Here is a 16518-nt window from a genome sequence, read left to right on the forward strand (position 1 = left end):
AGAGAAAGTACGGGTGGCGGGTGGCGTGGAGGTTAACAAGGCCGTAGGAGCCTAAAGCTTACGTCGTGACCAGGTTGCCTAACAAGTTATTTAGAATAGCTCTGCTGGTAGAAACGCTGGTATTCCTCCGGATTTTGGCTTTGCAGCAGAAGCGGCAAGTTATCAATACTGATAATGAGTATTTGGTAACCCGCACCGCGCAGCTTACTCAGCGGCGACTGAGGCCCACGCAGCTTTAAGGCGTAGCTCTGGGCAATTTTCGCGCCGGGTAGGGCTTCAATTATCACCATTTCCTGGGGAGTAGTGCCCAGAGGCTGGCGCCGCACCAACAGGCTGCTGGATTTAAAATAGCGGCTGTTATAAGACCCAAGCTGGGCAGCGAGGTCGGCTAACGCGGGAGCATCCTTCGACAGAAGTAGAACCACGGCGTGGGTAGCCGCGGCGTCGGCCTTGTAGGGGGTAGCTGCGGGTGCCGGAGTGGGTACGGGCGGGGCCACTGACGAGGGAGCAGGAGCTAGCGGAGCGGAGGAGGGGGCAGGAAGCGTACTAGCGGGGCTAGCCGTAGACGGCACCGGAGCAACCGGGGTAGGAGCGGCCGTTTTAGCAGGGGCTGGTGCTTTTTTTCCGCGGGCTCGGGCCTGCGCGGCGGCCATGCGGGCGGCCTTGGCTTCGTCTACAACCGGGGCTGGGGCCGCCGGCGCTGCCGGGGTTGGCGACGTCGTGACGGGGGGCAACGTAGGCGCGGGCAAGGAAGCTGGCGCCCCTGGCTGCGGCGCGGGCACAGTAGGCAGCGCGGCCGCAGGAGTAGTTGCTGGAGTAGTAGGGGTAGCAGAAAGTGCGGGACGCGGCGGGGCAGGCGCAGCCGGAGCCTCCTGTTCGCCGTAGAAAATGCGCATTCGGTTTTCTACCTCTCCTGGTTTAAATACGGAGACCACCGGCTTATCCGTCGAGGCCAGCGCCCCGGTAATCTGCCCTTCCGCTTGCTGCTTGTAGGTGTTGAGCAGGGTAGCGGCCTGAGGTGCCAGTGGGCTTGTGGGGTACTCTTTATAGAACTTCTCAACAGCCGCTTTTGCGGTCAACGGGGGCTGAGTTCGGATAGTGAGCAGCGTGCTGATAAACGCTACCCGGTCGTTAAGGTCGTTTTCGGGATACTGCTTTTGGGCCCGGGTTAGTACGGCGCTGGCCTTCTTAAAGTCCTGATTTTTATAGAAGGTAAACGCTGAGTCAACCAGCACGGCTACTTTTGCATTAACCACGGAGGTGCGGCGCAGGTATTCCGGGTCGGCTACCAGGCGGGCATAGGAAGAGTTGGGATAGGCCTGACGTAGGCGCTCGGCATAGCCTTCAGACTTGCCTGTCGCGTTCTGCTCCTTATAAATAAGATATAAAATGTAGAGGGTTTCGGGCGTGTGTGCGCCCTGGGGGAAGCGAGTGAGAAGGGTTTCGTAGGTTTCAGCGGCCCGCAGGGGCTCGCGCAGCTGCTGATTATAAATGCTTCCCAAGGCATACAGGGCCTCTTCCGTCTGCGCGTCGGACTGTTTGCGCTGGGCTTCCGTCAGAGGAATATTCTGCCGATATTGGTCTACCAAGGTGCGCAGTTGCAGGGCCGGGTCAGTGGCAGTAGCAGTTGGCGCTGCGCCGAGGCTGCCAGCCCCGTTGACGCTGGTGCTAGCATTGCCGGCAATGCTCACGGGCACGTTACCCCCGCGGCTAGTAACCGGCGAGCTGCTCATTTGGCTAACCGTGCGCCAGTTATCCTGCAGAGGCCGGTCGCCCCAACGCCGGATAAAGTCGTTGCGGGCCGTGCCCAGGGCAGTCGGGTTATCGAAGTACCATTTCACCCCGGTGTTGCCCGCCAAGAAGTCATCGGTGTTCACCTCCGGTTGCAAATCTCGGGTTCCACTGATGCCCGTTACGGTTTGCTGCCCATTGCGCTGCTCCGCACGGGCTTGCTGAGCTGCTAGTTGCTCTGCCGCCTTGCGCTGGGCATCCAGTTCCAACTGGGCATAGCCCGTCAGGCGGACCCGCAACGTAGCCGAATCGAGCCGGGCCAGGGCCTGCAGGCTGTCCTGGGTTTCTATAATTGTTAGGTGCTGCGTGAAGTCCTTAAGTACTGCCGCACGCTCGGCAATGGCAGCGTACTCCGGGGCCTCCCGGGGCAGAGCCTGCACGGTGCTATCGTAGTAAGCGGCTGCCAAGCGGTAGCGCTGCAGGTTTTCGTAGTAGATACGCCCACTAAGCAGATACACGTAAGACTTCTGGGCCCGATTGGTGGAAGGAGTACGCGCCGATTTCTGCAGCAATGCCAAGGCCTCGGGATAACGCTGCTGCCGGTATTCCAGCCGCGCCATCTCGTAGTAAATCTTGTCGCGATACTCCTTGTTATTAGCGTTCTTGAGGAGCTTGGCGAAATACTTATCGAGCCGGGCCCGGTCCGTTTGGTTCAAGTCCGACACCTGCCCCAGCATGAGCTTGCTGAAAAAGTCCAGCTCGTAGGGCGGATTTTTCCTGAGAATCTGGTTGAGCTGGGCATACGCTTTCTTGTCCTCGCCCTGCGCCTGATAGAGCTGGGCCAGGATGTAACGGGTGCGCGACTGCTCATTCTTAGGCTCAATGTAAGGAATAGCCTTCTCCAGGTTTTCGATGGCCTGAGCCTGTTCGCCCCGCAGTAGGTAGAACTCGGTCCGGGTTAGAAATAGCTCGCGCGCATTGCGCTCCGTACCCTGCTCCTTATCCAAAATATCGGAAACGGCCGCGGCGTTGTCTAGCTCCTTGGTCGCCAGGAATGTGCGCATCAACCAAATCAGGGCCTCGTGGCGGGCGTTGGCGTCTTTGCTAGTAGTGTTAACGTACTTGAATGTCTTGGCGGCGTCCTCGTACTCTTTCTTGTAAAAGCGTGCCTTGCCCACCAGAATGTAGCTGTCATCTGTCCAATCGGAGCCCGGGCGGTGCTGAATGGGTAGGGAGGCCTTTTTGATAATGTCCTCCAAGTCGGCCGTTACGCGGGCTACTGTGGCATCATCGAGGGTAGGGAAGAGGGGCAGCACCCGGTTATAGTCATTGATGCGTGCCTTATAGAGGGTGGCCTCGGTGGCTAACATTTTCTCGCGGGCCAGGAAGTAGGCATTGTCACGCGCCACCACGTTGTCGTAGGCGTGGCCAATCAGGGACGGGCGCTCGGAGGCACAGCCCGCCACACCGGCGGCCAGCAGCAGCGCAGCCGCTGGTGCCGATAGTAAACGCAAAAGCGGGGAGGTAGTCGTCGTCAAAGCAGCAAAAGCTCAGGGCGAAGGGTTCTGGATAGAAAACGTGACAGCGGACCCGAATCGTTCGGCCGGCCCGTGCTTCCCACAACGTAATGAGGTAAGTAAAAGTACAGGTTTCTGCCCGGACCCGTCATTCCACGTCGGCGCAGCCAACTCCTACGAATATGGCGCGTAGTTTTACGGTTTCCACCGTGGCCTTTGCTCTATGTCTACTCCCGCTTCCTCTCCCAGTCCTCGCCCTGGCTCCGATGGCAATTCGGGCCGGCTGCGCGCCGTGGCCCGGTACTCAGGTATTGGCGCGCAAATGCTGGCTACCATCGGCCTGAGCACTTGGGCCGGCTACTGGCTCGACGGGCACTTTCACACCAAAACTCCCTGGTTTACGCTGGGGCTGATGTTGCTAGGGCTATTTGCGGCCCTGTACAATGTCATTCGCTCGGTTACCAGAGAACCGTAATGAGTGGGTACCCAACATCAATTTCTGAACTAGAGCAGGCTCTGTTTCTGGCGATAGAGGCCCCAGGCAGCAGTACGGTCCGCTGGGGTATATCTCACTTGAAGAAGATTTCTATTGGGATATTTTTAGCGGCCAACTCTATACAGAAGAGGAGCCTAATGAACTAACCACAGGTCAACTCAGCGAGGACACTCAAATCGTAAAAGAAAGCCTAGCACGAGGCATAGTAGGGTTTAACTTACTAACGGCTTCGCATCTGCTCCGGTATAGTAGTCCCACTCACCTTATCCTCACTTTGCCTTGAAGCCTTTCCTCCAATCGTACCTCCTTTTTTGCCTGCTGCTGGGCTTTGTGCTGTACGCCGTTTATAGCCAGTTCGGCCCTCGCATTGTGCACCCCTTTACGGGCTACACCTTTGGCTTCTTTTTTTTACTGACCTTGCTGACCTATTGGGTGACGGCAAAGATGGTGCAGCGCAATGCGCAAAATTTTATGGTCGCGTATTTTGGGGGGATGGTTGCACGCCTGCTTTTGTCGCTTACCCTAGTGCTGGTGTACTTATTACTGGGGTATGGCCGTGAAACCTCCTCGCAGTGGGCTTTCCTAGGAAGCTTCTTCGTGTTGTATTTTCTCTTTACTGGGTTTGAAGTCTGGAGCGTTCTGACTAACTTGCGCCCGTTTTCAAAACCGGGTGAAAATCCAAGATGAAGGTTTTGTGAACCCCACCCCAACCCCCTCTGAATGAAGCGCTTACTTTTAGCTCTCTTCTGTTTACTCTCGTTCTCTGTTTACGCCAACGAGCCCACTCCTACCCAGGAGGAAGCCACGGACAAAGAGGCTTTCAGCCCTGGGGAAATGATTCTGCATCACATTGGTGATGCACACGAGTGGCATTTCGCTACTCTCGGTGATGAGAATGAGCACGGTACGCACTTTACTATTCCGCTGCCGGTTATAGCATACCGTCCCTCACAGGGTCTGAGTGTGTTCTCGTCTTCGCAACTGGCGGAGGGCAAAACCTACCAGGGCCTGAAGCTGGAGCATGAGCATCTGGTTTCCGAAGATGGTAGCAAAGTATATGATTTCTCGATTACCAAGAACGTAGCCTCCCTAATACTGAGTGCGGTGCTGTTGCTGCTCGTATTCACGGCCGTAGCCCGGGGCTACGCCAAGCGCGGCAGCGGTGCTCCCAAAGGCATTCAGTCGTTCTTCGAGCCCATTATTGTGTTCGTGCGCGACGAGGTAGCCAAAAAATCCATTGGCCCAAAGTACGAGCGCTATATGCCGTATCTGCTGACGGTGTTCTTCTTTATCTGGTTTAACAACCTGCTTGGCCTGCTACCGGGAGGTGCCAACCTTACTGGCAACATTGCTGTAACTCTGACGCTGGCTGTGCTAACCCTGCTTATCACCCTGTTCAGCTCAAATAAGAACTACTGGCACCACATCTTCGCTACGCCCGGTGTACCGAAGCCCCTGTTGCCCATTATGATTCCGGTAGAAATCATCGGCATCTTTGTAAAGCCCTTTTCCTTGATGGTGCGTTTGTTCGCTAACATTACGGCGGGTCACATTGTAATCCTGAGCTTTATCTCGCTCATCTTCATCTTCCGCAATATCGGAGTAGCCCCTGTAACCCTGGCGTTTGGCTTGTTTATCAACATGCTGGAATTGCTAGTGGCTATCCTGCAAGCGTACATCTTCACCCTGCTGACGGCTATGTATATCGGCGGCGCAGTAGAAGAACACCACGATGCCGATTACCAGATAGGCGGTGGCGACGGCCCGGAGCAGGCTCATGCTCACGCTCACTAAGCCTTACTCACCCCCTGATTTTTTTGTTTTTCACTCCCCACAAACCATTTTTTTATGCTTCTTTCTCTGTTGTTGCAGATTGCTAACTCCGCTGGTCTGGCTGTATTTGGTGCCGCTATTGGTGCCGGTCTGGTTGCTCTAGGCGCTGGTCTGGGTATCGGCCGCATTGGTGGTCAGGCTATGGAAGCCATCGGCCGTCAGCCGGAAGCTTCGGGCCGCATTCAAACCGCTATGCTGATCGTAGCTGCTCTGATTGAAGGTCTGGCTCTGTTCGCAGTAGTAGTCTGCCTGCTGATTTCGTTCAAACTCTAGGGATAGAGGTAGTACAGGAGCAGCCCGCTGCGCGCGTCGCTTCAGCGCACGGCGTAGCGGGCTGTCTTGGCTTTTTCGGTACGGCAGAGCAAGCTACTATCTGGTGGAACATCCCTCCTCGTAGCGTTCCGTTTTTTCCGTACCTATTACTCACTACCCACTAGTTTCTACGATGCAAATTGTAACGCCCGAATTAGGCCTGATTTTCTGGCAGCTGGTGATTTTCGGCATCGTGCTGATTCTTCTCCGCGCGTTTGCCTGGAAGCCAATTCTGAGCTCTCTAAAAGAGCGGGAAAGCTCTATCGAAGGCGCCTTGCGCATGGCTGACCAAGCCAAGCTGGAGATGCAGCAGCTGAAAGCCGGTAACGAAAAGCTGCTGGCCGAAGCTCGCATGGAGCGCGACCGTATTCTGAAAGAGGCCACCGATGTTTCGAACCAACTCATTGAGCAGGCCAAAAACAAGGCAAATGAGGAAGGTGCCCGCATGATTGTGCAGGCCCGCGAAGCCATTCAGAACGAGAAAAACGCGGCTTTGGCTGAGGTGAAAAATACCGCTGCCAAGCTCTCTATCGATATTGCCGAGCGCATCCTGCGCCGCGAACTGGCCGACCAGCCTGCTCAGCAGCAACTCGTAGACTCGTATCTGCAAGAAGTGAAATTGAATTAGTAGTGAGTATCGAGTATTGAGTAATGAGATTCGGCCCCGCTGAATAGAATCAACTCAATACTCACTACCAACTACTCAATACTGAAATCAATGTCTGAACTACGAGTTGCCTCCCGTTACGCAAAGTCGTTGCTGGATTTGGCTGAGGAGCGTGGGACGCTGGAACAGGTAAAACAGGACATGGACTTGTTCACGAAAACGCTGGACGAGAACCGTGAGCTGCGCCTGTTGCTGCGCAACCCCATTGTGAAGCACGACAAGAAGCTTGCTATTCTGAACGCGGTGTTCACGGGCAAGGTGTCGGAGCTGACCGGCAAGTTCTTCACCATTATCACGCAAAAAAACCGCGAAAGCGCGCTGGAGTTTATTGGCAGCGAGTTTCAGCGCCAATATAACCAACTGCGTGGCGTGCAGCTTGCTGAGGTAACTACGGCTACCCCACTGGATGCTCCAACCCGCCTGCAAGTAGTCAATCTGGTCCGCCAGCAAACGGGCCAGCAGCAGGTGACCCTCACCGAGAAAGTAGATCCTTCGTTGATTGGTGGCTTCGTGCTGCGCATCGGCGACCGGCTCATCGACGACTCGGTTAGCTACCGGTTGCGCAAGCTGCGCACCGAATTCTCGAAGAACCCCTACCAATCCCAACTATAACCCACCATGGCAGAAGTACGTCCGGATGAAGTATCCGCCATTCTGCGGGAGCAACTGTCCAACTTCAAAACCGAAGCCGAACTCGAAGAGGTTGGTACGGTTCTGCAAGTAGGCGACGGTGTAGCCCGCATCTACGGCCTGGGCAAAGCCCAGTCGGGGGAATTGCTCGAATTTGAAAATGGGCTGCAGGCCCTGGTGCTGAACCTGGAAGAAGATAACGTAGGTGCCGTAATGCTCGGCGACTACTCTGAAATCCGGGAAGGCGCAACGGTACGTCGTACCAATAAGATTGCTTCTATTCAGGTAGGTGACGGCATCATTGGCCGCGTGGTAAACACGCTCGGCCAGCCCATTGATGGCCGTGGTCCTATCCAGGGTGCTACCTACGATATGCCCCTGGAGCGTAAGGCTCCTGGTGTTATCTACCGCCAGCCGGTAAACGAGCCCATGCAAACGGGTATCAAGGCTATTGACGCCATGATTCCGATTGGCCGGGGCCAGCGCGAACTGATCATCGGCGACCGTCAGACGGGTAAGTCGACGGTAGCCTTGGACGCCATCCTGAACCAGCGTGAATTCTTCGAGCGCGGCGAGCCGGTTTTCTGCATCTACGTAGCCGTAGGCCAGAAAGCTTCGACCGTAGCGCAAGTAGTAAACGCCCTGACTAAAGGTGGCGCTATGGACTACACGGTAGTGGTGTCGGCTTCGGCTTCTGACCCGGCTCCCATGCAGTTCTTTGCTCCCTTCACGGGTGCTGCCATCGGCGAGTTCTTCCGCGACACGGGCCGCCCGGCTCTGGTAGTGTACGACGACTTGTCGAAGCAGGCGGTAGCTTACCGCGAAGTGTCGCTGCTGCTGCGTCGTCCTCCCGGACGTGAGGCGTATCCTGGCGACGTATTCTACCTGCACAGCCGCCTGCTGGAGCGCGCCGCGAAGATCAACGCTTCCGACGCCATTGCCCGCGACATGAACGACCTGCCCGAGAGCATCAAGCCTCTGGTAAAAGGCGGTGGTTCGCTGACGGCTCTGCCCATCATCGAAACCCAGGCTGGTGACGTTTCGGCGTACATCCCGACCAACGTAATTTCGATTACCGACGGCCAGATCTTCCTCGAAACCAACCTCTTCAACTCGGGTGTGCGTCCCGCTATCAACGTAGGTATCTCGGTATCGCGCGTAGGTGGTAACGCCCAGATCAAGTCGATGAAGAAGGTAGCTGGTACGCTGAAGCTCGACCAGGCGCAGTTCCGCGAGCTGGAAGCCTTCGCCAAGTTCGGTTCGGACCTCGACGCCTCGACCAAGCTCACCATTGAGCGCGGCCGTCGTAACCTCGAAATCCTGAAGCAGCCGCAGTTCTCGCCTCAGAAGGTGGAGGATCAGGTAGCCATCATCTACGCCGCTACCAACGGCCTGCTCGACCAAGTTCCGGTGAACCGGGTACGGGAGTTCGAGAAGGAGTTCACGCAGGTGATGAACACTCGCCACCCCGAAGTGCTGAAAGGCCTGAAGGCTGGTAAGTTGGACGACGAAACGACCGGCGCTATTCGTCAGGTTGCCAAAGACCTGTCGGCAGCTTACGCCAACAAATAATTAATAATTAGGAATTAGTAATTAAGAATTGGGAATTGTTGCTCCGAGCTTTCTGAGTCGGATCAGCAATTCCTAATTCTTAATTACTAATTATTAATTCAAAACAAATGGCTAGCTTAAAAGAAGTTCGGAGCCGCATTACGTCGGTGCAGAGCACGCAGCAAATCACCAAAGCCATGAAAATGGTGGCGGCTGCCAAGCTGCGTCGGGCGCAGGATAATATCCTGCGCATGCGCCCGTATGCCCAGCGGCTCAACAGCATTCTGAGCAACCTAACGGCTTTGGCTGGCGAGGATGTGGTAAGTGAGTACGGCGTGGTGCGCGATGTGCGCCGCGTGCTGATCATTGCCATTACTTCCGACCGTGGCTTGGCAGGCGCTTTTAACAGCAACATCTTTAAGGGGGTGAATGCTGTACTGCAGGAGCGCTACGCTACCCAGGCGGCGGCTGGCAACGTCACGGTGCTGGCTATCGGCCGCAAGGCGCACGAGTACTTCGGCAAGCGCCTGCCGCTGCTGGGTAACTACCAGCACGTTTTCGGCAAACTCTCGTTCGATACCGTACGCGAAGCAGCCGAACAGGCTATGGACGGCTTCCGGGCAGGTCAGTACGACGAAGTGGTGATGGTGTATAACGAGTTCAAGAACGTAGCCACGCAAATTGTGCGTACTGAGCAGCTGTTACCCTTGGTGCCCGCTGAACAGCCCGTAGGTGCGCCGGCTGCCTCGAACGCGGACTACATCTTTGAGCCGTCGAAAGAAGAAATCGTGCGTACCCTGATTCCGCAGTCGTTGAAGGTGCAGCTCTACAAGGCGGTGCTGGAAAGCAATGCCTCGGAGCACGGCGCCCGCATGACGGCCATGGACAAGGCTACGGATAACGCCGGTGAGCTGCTGAAGCAGCTGAAGCTAACGTACAACCGTACGCGTCAGGCTGCCATTACCACCGAGATTCTCGAAATTGTGGGTGGCGCTGAGGCGCTGGCTGCCGGTCGGTAAGAATACTACCTCTTCAGAATCGATAAAGGCCCGCTTTCCTTCGAAAGAAAGCGGGCCTTTTTGCGTCATCTGCTGTAAAGGGCATGACAAACGGGAGAAGCAACGGGTATTTAAAGCTCATCCGATGACGCGCACTGCTACTTTTACTCAGAAATTTTATTACAGCTTTTTATGTCAAGAAAATTACGCGCTCAATATCAAGTTTCGCGGCTATTCTTACCTCTGTTTCAGCAAGGAAGCAGGGCTATTGGGTGGTGGTTAGGCTGTATGCTAGCGCTAGCGGTTACCCCCGCTTTTGCAAGTCGCGGGCCCAGCTATGAGAATACTATACTCGGGGAAGGATCTGCCTTAGCCAAAGTACTGAACACCGACGGCACCTTGCGCACGGGCATGGAAGGCTCCTTTGATGCTCGAAATTATACAATGTACGTGGCACCTGATGGTAGACCGGTGTTTCGCCCGCTTGGGGTGACGGGTTCTGCGGGCGCGGGTGACGGAAACTGGCAGGAAGGATTCCAGACGCCTGGTATGCAATATCACGTGAATGCCGTGCTGCAAGCTGGTTCCGACGTCTATGTAGGAGGTGATTTCATTACTGCAGGAAAGGTAAACGCCAACCGAATTGCAAAGTGGAATGGTACCGAATGGGCTTCCTTGGGTACTGGGGCAAACAACGGCGTAAACAACACCGTCAACGCTTTGGCCATGGAGGGAACAACCCTATACGTAGGGGGAAGTTTCAGCCATGCAGGTGGGGTAGCGGCTCGTGGTGTCGCGAAGTGGGACGGCAGCGCGTGGAGTAGCCTGGGCGCAGGGCCTACCCCAGGAGTAGCAGGAGAAGTATTTGCGTTGGCTGTACAGGGCACCACGCTGTACGCCGGGGGTAACTTTTCCTCAGCCGGCGGCGTGACGGCTCCTTCTATAGCGCAATGGGACGGTACGGGCTGGAGTGCTTTGGGGGGAGGAGTAAACAGCACAGTCAGGGCCCTGGCCGTACAAGGTACCACGCTGTACGTTGGCGGCAGCTTTGACAGAGCAAGCGGTATTACGGTTAATCATATTGCCCAGTGGGATGGGGTAGGCTGGAAGGCTGTGGGCACTGGTACCAACGGGGATGTGTTTGCTTTGACTGTGCGCGGCACTCGGCTTTACGCTGGAGGTGAGTTCCTGGAAGCGGGCGGAACAAGCGCCCATTATGTAGCGCAGTGGGATGGGGCCACCTGGTCGGCTCTGGGAGTGGGGGTGAGCAATCGGGTGTACGCGTTGGCGGCCACCGCTACCACGCTATATGTAGGCGGAACTTTTCAACAAGCTGGAGGAACTATATCCAATGCACTAGCACAATGGGATGGCAGTACGTGGAGCACGCTGGGCATGGGGGCGACTAACGGCGTTAACGCTCGTGTAAAAGCCTTATGTGCCTCTGGTAGCATGCTATACGTAGGAGGAGAATTCACTACGGCGGGTGGAAGAGCAGCCTCCTATATGGCCCAGTGGGACGGGGCAGCGTGGGGTTCCGTAGGTCCCGGTAATGGTAGCAGTATTAGTGGTGTGGTATCGGCCGTAGCAGTATCGGGTTCGGATGTGTACGTGGGCGGGTATTTTACTACCATGGGCCGTGTACAAGCGAACCACATAGCCAAGTGGAATGGCACAACGTGGAGTTCTTTGGGAACAGGTACTGCGAACGGCGTGAATGGTACAGTTCTCGCCCTGGTTGCAGCGGGCAGCACAGTGTACGCGGGCGGGCAGTTTACTACCGCGGGCGGCTTGGCCGCCAAGCACGTAGCTAAATGGGATGGGGTGGCATGGAGCCCCCTGGGAGCAGGTACCGATAGGCTAGTGTATGCCCTCGCCCTCGACGGGAAAACACTGTATGCTGGAGGATCCTTTAATACAGCCGATGGGAACAGTGCCAACTCCATTGCTCAGTGGGATGGAACTGCTTGGCGCCCGCTGCTAGCCGGGGCCGTCAATGGCGTAGCGGGCGAGGTAAGAGCCCTGGCCGTGCTGGGCAAAACGCTTTACGTTGGAGGAAACTGTTTTGTCCGGACTCCTGCAGGAGAGCTACTGCAATATTTGGTTCAATGGGACGGCGCAGGGTGGGCAGCCGTCGGCTCGGGCCGAACCCCGGGGGTTAACTACTCGGTAGAGGCGTTAACTGTAGCAGATGCTATGTTGTACGTGGGCGGCTCTTTCACAATGGCTGACGGCGTACCGGCTATTGCGGTGGCCAAGTGGGATGGCACTGCCTGGAGCAGTTTCGGCTTGGGGCAGCGGCTGGCACCCAATGCTGCAGTTAAGGCTATTGCCGTGTCGGGAACAAGTGTGTATGTAGGCGGCGATTTTTATTCCGTTCGGACGTCACCTCCGGCCTCAACCAACTTTATAGCCAAATGGGACGGGCAGCAGTGGAGTAGCCTAGGCTCCGGATTAGATGGAAACGCTCTGGCGCTAGCTATTGGGCCGGGCAGTCAAGTAGTAGTCGGCGGTAATTTTGGTGCGGTAGCTGACGGTAGTAAACTCATGTCGCGGGTTGGTATCTATGCTGATCCGCAGTTGGCAGTCATTAGTAGTATTTCGCCCGGGACTGGCAGGGTAGGTACTAGCCTGACTATTACAGGTACCAATCTAACCGGAACAACGGCCGTTACTTTCGCTGGTACGGCTACCCATGTTGTCACGACGGGCTTTACCGTAAACAGTGCTGGCACACAGGTAAGCGGCATTGTGGTGCCCAGCGGAGCAGCTTCCGGGCCCGTCACGCTAACTACCCCCAACGGTAGCACTAATGCGCTGCCGTTTACCCTTTCCTCCCTGACGCCAACAGTCGCACAGAAACTTCTGGAGGTGCGCATGTATCCTAACCCAGCCCGGAGCAAGCTTTTCGTACGCGTACCCGCGGCGGCAGGAGTTTCTTATGCTACCCTCTCGCTGCTTGATGCGCTGGGTCGGACGGTGCGTACCCAGGTGTTGCCGCTGTCCGCTTCTGGCACTACAGCGCAGGTAGCCCTTACAAGCCTGGCGCCGGGGCTCTACAAGGTGCAGATGCTGATAGGTGCGCAACAGGTAAGCCAAACATTAGCGGTGGAGTAATGACTGCTCGTATGGGGGCGGGAACAGACAAGCACCTGCCGCACCCCTCGGGTATGAAGCAAGTTGACGGTATCCTCAGCAACATGCGCTTCAAGCCGCTCTGGTACGGGGCTGCGCGCCCCGATGCCAGAAGAGTTAACCTCTTGCCTGGAGCAGGTGAAGCAGCCGGAAAGAAGTGTAGCTGAGAGGCAGCGGCTTGCCGCAGGCCCTGTGCTACAGCTGCGTGTACTGCCGTTTAGCCAACTCTTTGTTTGGCTTAGGGGTAACGGGCTGCTGTTCCACTAGTGCCAGAATCTGCTCGGGCGTAATGCCCGTAAAATCGTTGATTACCTTCAGCGGAGCCTGGAACTTCTCCGGCTTTAGGGTCGTGCTAAGAGCAATGCAGCGCATACCGGCTTTGTAAGCCGCTTGTTCGCCCAGAATAGCATCTTCAAATACCACGCACCGCTCGGGCGGAATGCCCAGTTTCTGGGCTGTGGTGGTGTAGGTATCGGCGTGGGGTTTGCCGCGTTCTACGTCGTCTTTGCCTACTACCACGTCGAAATAGCGGCGTAAGTCCAGGTGGTCGATAATATAGCCGATGGTATCGGCGGCGGAACCGGTGCCGAGGCCTATTTTACAGCCGGCATCCCGGGCCGCCTGGAGAAAAGCACGGAGGCCGGCTACTTCTTTGCGCTTATCCCAGTACAGCACCCGGTAGAGGAACTCCCGCTGATCGGCATACTGCTTGAGCGTCTTTTCGGGTACCGGGTTGGCAAAAACAGTTTGTAGAATTTTGGTGGCCGGCATGCCGTTGAGGCGTTCCAGCAGGCGGCGCGCATTGGTGGTCAGGCCTAGGTCGCGAAACAAAAGCTGAAAGGCCCGGGCTTGCACAGCCGTATTGTCGATAAGCACGCCGTCCATGTCAAAAATGAAGGCATAGGGCTGGGAACTGTTGGGCATAGTGAGGGGAGGATGCAGGAGGGGGATAGAGGCAACGCCAACGGACTGCGCAGAAGCTACTGCGCCACCCAGTATGCCTACGCACACCGGGTTGTTTTGGCTGCGGACGAGCTTATTCCCCGGCCGGCTGGATTATCTTTGCGCCCGCCGAAGCCGGCGCTACCCACCAGGTAGTGTCACAACATCTTTCCATTTTGAAGAAAACGAGCCTAAGCTTACTGCTGGCCGCCACGCTGGCCACCCCCACCTTCGCCCAGAAAGCCGGCAAACCCCTCGAGCGCCCGAAGCTGGTAGTTGGGATTGTGGTAGACCAGATGCGCTATGATTACCTCTACCGCTACTGGAGTAAATATGGGGCGGGCGGCTTCCGGCGCTTGCTGGGGGAAGGGTTCAGCTACGAAAACGCCCATTACAACTACGTGCCCACGTACACCGGACCGGGTCACGCCAGCATTTACACCGGCACTACCCCTTCGGTGCACGGCATCGTGGGCAACAACTGGCTGGTGCGCGAGGAAGGCAAAGGAACCTACGTGACCGAAGACAAGACCGTGCAGGCGGTAGGGGGCTCGGCCGCCGCCGGGCAGCAGTCCCCGCGCCACATGCTCACCACTACCATCACCGACGAGCTGCGCCTCGCCAGTAATTTCCAGAGCAAGGTAATTGGCGTCTGCATCAAGGACCGGGGCTCTATTCTGCCGGCCGGGCACGCGGCCAACGCAGCCTACTGGTACGATGGGGGCAATGGCGCCTTTATTACCAGCACCTTTTACGCCCAGCAGCTGCCTGAATGGGTGGCGAAATTCAACGCCGAAAACCGGGCCGCCCAGTACCTCGATCAGGCCTGGAACACGCTGCTGCCCATTGCCCAGTACACCGAAAGCTCCCCCGATGATGTGGCCTGGGAGGGTGCCTTCAAGGGGGAAGCGAAGCCCGTTTTCCCGCACGACCTGCCCGCGCTGAGCGCGGCCCCTACCACGCCGGTTAAGCAAAACATGCAGGCCGCTGGCGAAAAGGCCCCGGTAGCTACGCCCCGCAACCTGGACCTGATTCGCTCCACTCCCTTCGGCAATTCCCTGACCCTGGACTTTGCCCTGGAAGCCATTCGGGCCGAGCAACTGGGCCAGCGGGGCCAGACGGACTTTCTGGCGTTAAGCTTCAGCAGCACCGACTACGTAGGCCACCAGTTTGGCCCCAACTCCATCGAAGCGGAGGATACGTATCTGCGCCTCGACAAGGACCTGGAGCGCCTGTTCGCCTACCTCGACAAGACCGTGGGCAAGAAGCAGGCCCTGGTGTTCCTGAGCGCCGACCACGGGGCGGCCCACTCGCCGAATTTCCTGATTGACAAAAAAATACCGGCCGGCTCAGTGGGGCCCGGTCTCATGCGCGACTCGTTGCAGCAGAAGCTGGTGCGCTTGCACGGCCCTGGCAAGTGGGTACTCAGCTATGAAAACCAGCAGGTGTACCTGAACCGCCCACTCATCGAGGAAAAAAAGCTCGACCTCTACCAGCTGCAGCGCGAGGTAGCGGGCATTATGCTGCAATTTGCGGGCGTAACCCGGGCCCTGGCCGCCGAGGATGTGCAAAAGTCGCACTGGGAAAGTGGGATGCTGATGTACCTGGAAAACGGCTACTTCCCCAAGCGCAGCGGCGACGTGCTGGTGGTGCTGGAACCGGGCTGGCTGGAATCGTACCAGTACCTCATCAACAAGGGCACTACCCACGGCTCCTCCGGAAATTACGACACGCACATTCCGGTGGTATTCTGGGGCTGGCATGTAAAGCACGGGCAGTCGTCAGCTCCGGCAAAGATTACCGATATTGCACCCACGCTAGCCCGCTGGCTGCACATTCAGGAGCCCGACGGCTGCACCGGGCAGCCGCTCCCGGAGGTGCTGGGCTGGTAAGGACCACCGCCGCTCGGTGGCGGACCCGAAGCTCATATCTATTTCAGTAGCTTGCCGTTTAAAGCGCACAAACGTTTATTTACCAACGATTAGCGGGCCAGGATCCATCTGGCCCCGACATTTCTCTCACATGGCTCATTTTAACCCCTGGCACGACGTAGAGCGTGGCGAAGACGCTCCCCGAGTTGTTAATGGTATTATCGAAATTCCGAAAGGCTCGAAAGGCAAATATGAGCTGGACAAGGACAGCGGCCTGCTGAAGCTGGACCGCGTGCTGTTCTCGGCCGTGCACTACCCGGCCGCCTACGGCTTCATCCCGCAAACCTACTGCGACGACAAAGACCCCCTGGATATTCTGGTGCTGTGCTCCGTAGACATTGTGCCCATGTGCCTGGTAGATGCCAAGGTGATTGGGGTGATGCAGATGATTGACCAGGACGAGGAAGACGACAAAATCATTGCCGTGGCCGCCAACGACGTATCGGTCAACCACTACAACGACATTGCCGACCTGCCCCCGCACACCCTGCTGGAAATGCAGCGCTTCTTCGAGGACTACAAAGCCCTGGAACACAAGCAGGTAACCGTGGAGCGTTTTATGGGCCGCGAAGATGCCTACCGCATCATCGAAGACAGCATCAAACTCTACAACGAAACCTTCCCGAAAGGCAACCCCCAGGACGAGGTGGACGTACAAGAGGCTCTGAGCTAACTCTACTACCTCTACACATCCACACCACTGCAGCCCCCGGCCGCCTTTATGGCGCCGGGGGCTGCTGCGTTATACTGGTCCGCGCGGCGGGGGTAGGGGTTC

Annotated in this window: 13 protein-coding genes; 11 read left to right on the forward strand and 2 right to left on the reverse strand. The window is 56.9% G+C overall.

The window, feature by feature from the left end; all coding sequences use genetic code 11:
• Window positions 1-86: 86 nt before the first annotated feature.
• Complete coding sequence (locus tag K3G63_RS19905) at window positions 87-3245, reverse strand: hypothetical protein (RefSeq protein WP_220615888.1); 3159 nt, start codon at window positions 3243-3245, stop codon at window positions 87-89.
• Between the two features lie 226 nt (window positions 3246-3471).
• Here K3G63_RS19905 and K3G63_RS19910 point away from each other — a divergent pair, with 226 nt between their 5' ends.
• The 9 genes from K3G63_RS19910 to K3G63_RS19950 all read left to right on the forward strand — a co-directional run bounded on the left by K3G63_RS19910 (window position 3472) and on the right by K3G63_RS19950 (window position 12852).
• Window positions 3472-3723 carry an AtpZ/AtpI family protein gene (locus tag K3G63_RS19910; RefSeq protein WP_220615889.1) on the forward strand — a complete coding sequence of 84 codons (252 nt, stop codon included), beginning with the start codon at window positions 3472-3474 and terminating at the stop codon, window positions 3721-3723.
• A gap of 300 nt (window positions 3724-4023) precedes the next feature.
• Window positions 4024-4431 carry a hypothetical protein gene (locus K3G63_RS19915; protein WP_220615890.1) on the forward strand — a complete coding sequence of 136 codons (408 nt, stop codon included), beginning with the start codon at window positions 4024-4026 and terminating at the stop codon, window positions 4429-4431.
• A 33-nt stretch (window positions 4432-4464) separates the two neighbouring features.
• Window positions 4465-5538: a F0F1 ATP synthase subunit A gene (gene atpB / locus K3G63_RS19920; protein WP_220615891.1), complete on the forward strand. Its 1074-nt coding sequence runs from the start codon at window positions 4465-4467 to the stop codon at window positions 5536-5538.
• A gap of 54 nt (window positions 5539-5592) precedes the next feature.
• A complete protein-coding gene (gene atpE / locus K3G63_RS19925) occupies window positions 5593-5850 on the forward strand; it encodes an ATP synthase F0 subunit C (protein ID WP_220615892.1) in 258 nt (85 codons plus the stop codon).
• A 172-nt stretch (window positions 5851-6022) separates the two neighbouring features.
• Entirely contained in the window at window positions 6023-6517 is a 495-nt protein-coding gene (locus K3G63_RS19930; protein WP_220615893.1) for a F0F1 ATP synthase subunit B, read from the forward strand.
• A 90-nt stretch (window positions 6518-6607) separates the two neighbouring features.
• Window positions 6608-7168 (forward strand): ATP synthase F1 subunit delta, encoded by a 561-nt coding sequence (gene atpH, locus K3G63_RS19935; RefSeq protein WP_220615894.1) that lies wholly within the window; start codon window positions 6608-6610, stop codon window positions 7166-7168.
• A 6-nt stretch (window positions 7169-7174) separates the two neighbouring features.
• Window positions 7175-8758: a F0F1 ATP synthase subunit alpha gene (gene atpA / locus K3G63_RS19940; RefSeq protein ID WP_220615895.1), complete on the forward strand. Its 1584-nt coding sequence runs from the start codon at window positions 7175-7177 to the stop codon at window positions 8756-8758.
• A gap of 107 nt (window positions 8759-8865) precedes the next feature.
• Complete coding sequence (gene atpG, locus K3G63_RS19945) at window positions 8866-9756, forward strand: ATP synthase F1 subunit gamma (RefSeq protein ID WP_220615896.1); 891 nt, start codon at window positions 8866-8868, stop codon at window positions 9754-9756.
• Between the two features lie 2202 nt (window positions 9757-11958).
• The gene (locus K3G63_RS19950; protein ID WP_220615897.1) at window positions 11959-12852 is read left to right on the forward strand and encodes a T9SS type A sorting domain-containing protein; all 894 of its coding nucleotides are present in this window, start codon (window positions 11959-11961) and stop codon (window positions 12850-12852) included.
• Between the two features lie 213 nt (window positions 12853-13065).
• Here K3G63_RS19950 and K3G63_RS19955 read toward each other — a convergent pair whose 3' ends face one another.
• Entirely contained in the window at window positions 13066-13794 is a 729-nt protein-coding gene (locus K3G63_RS19955) for an HAD family phosphatase (protein ID WP_220615898.1), read from the reverse strand.
• 194 nt (window positions 13795-13988) lie between these two features.
• On the opposite strand from K3G63_RS19955, the gene pafA reads away from it, so the two are divergent.
• Together pafA and K3G63_RS19965 are read left to right on the forward strand one after the other, a co-directional pair.
• Window positions 13989-15704, forward strand: a complete 1716-nt coding sequence (pafA, locus tag K3G63_RS19960; RefSeq protein ID WP_259404586.1) for an alkaline phosphatase PafA — start codon at window positions 13989-13991, stop codon at window positions 15702-15704.
• Window positions 15705-15834: 130 nt separating this feature from the next.
• Window positions 15835-16416, forward strand: coding sequence for an inorganic diphosphatase (locus K3G63_RS19965; protein ID WP_220615899.1), 582 nt, complete (start codon window positions 15835-15837; stop codon window positions 16414-16416).
• Window positions 16417-16518 lie beyond the last annotated feature (102 nt).

Source organism: Hymenobacter sp. HSC-4F20 (assembly GCF_019599275.1).
Classification (GTDB): Bacteria; Bacteroidota; Bacteroidia; order Cytophagales; family Hymenobacteraceae; genus Hymenobacter.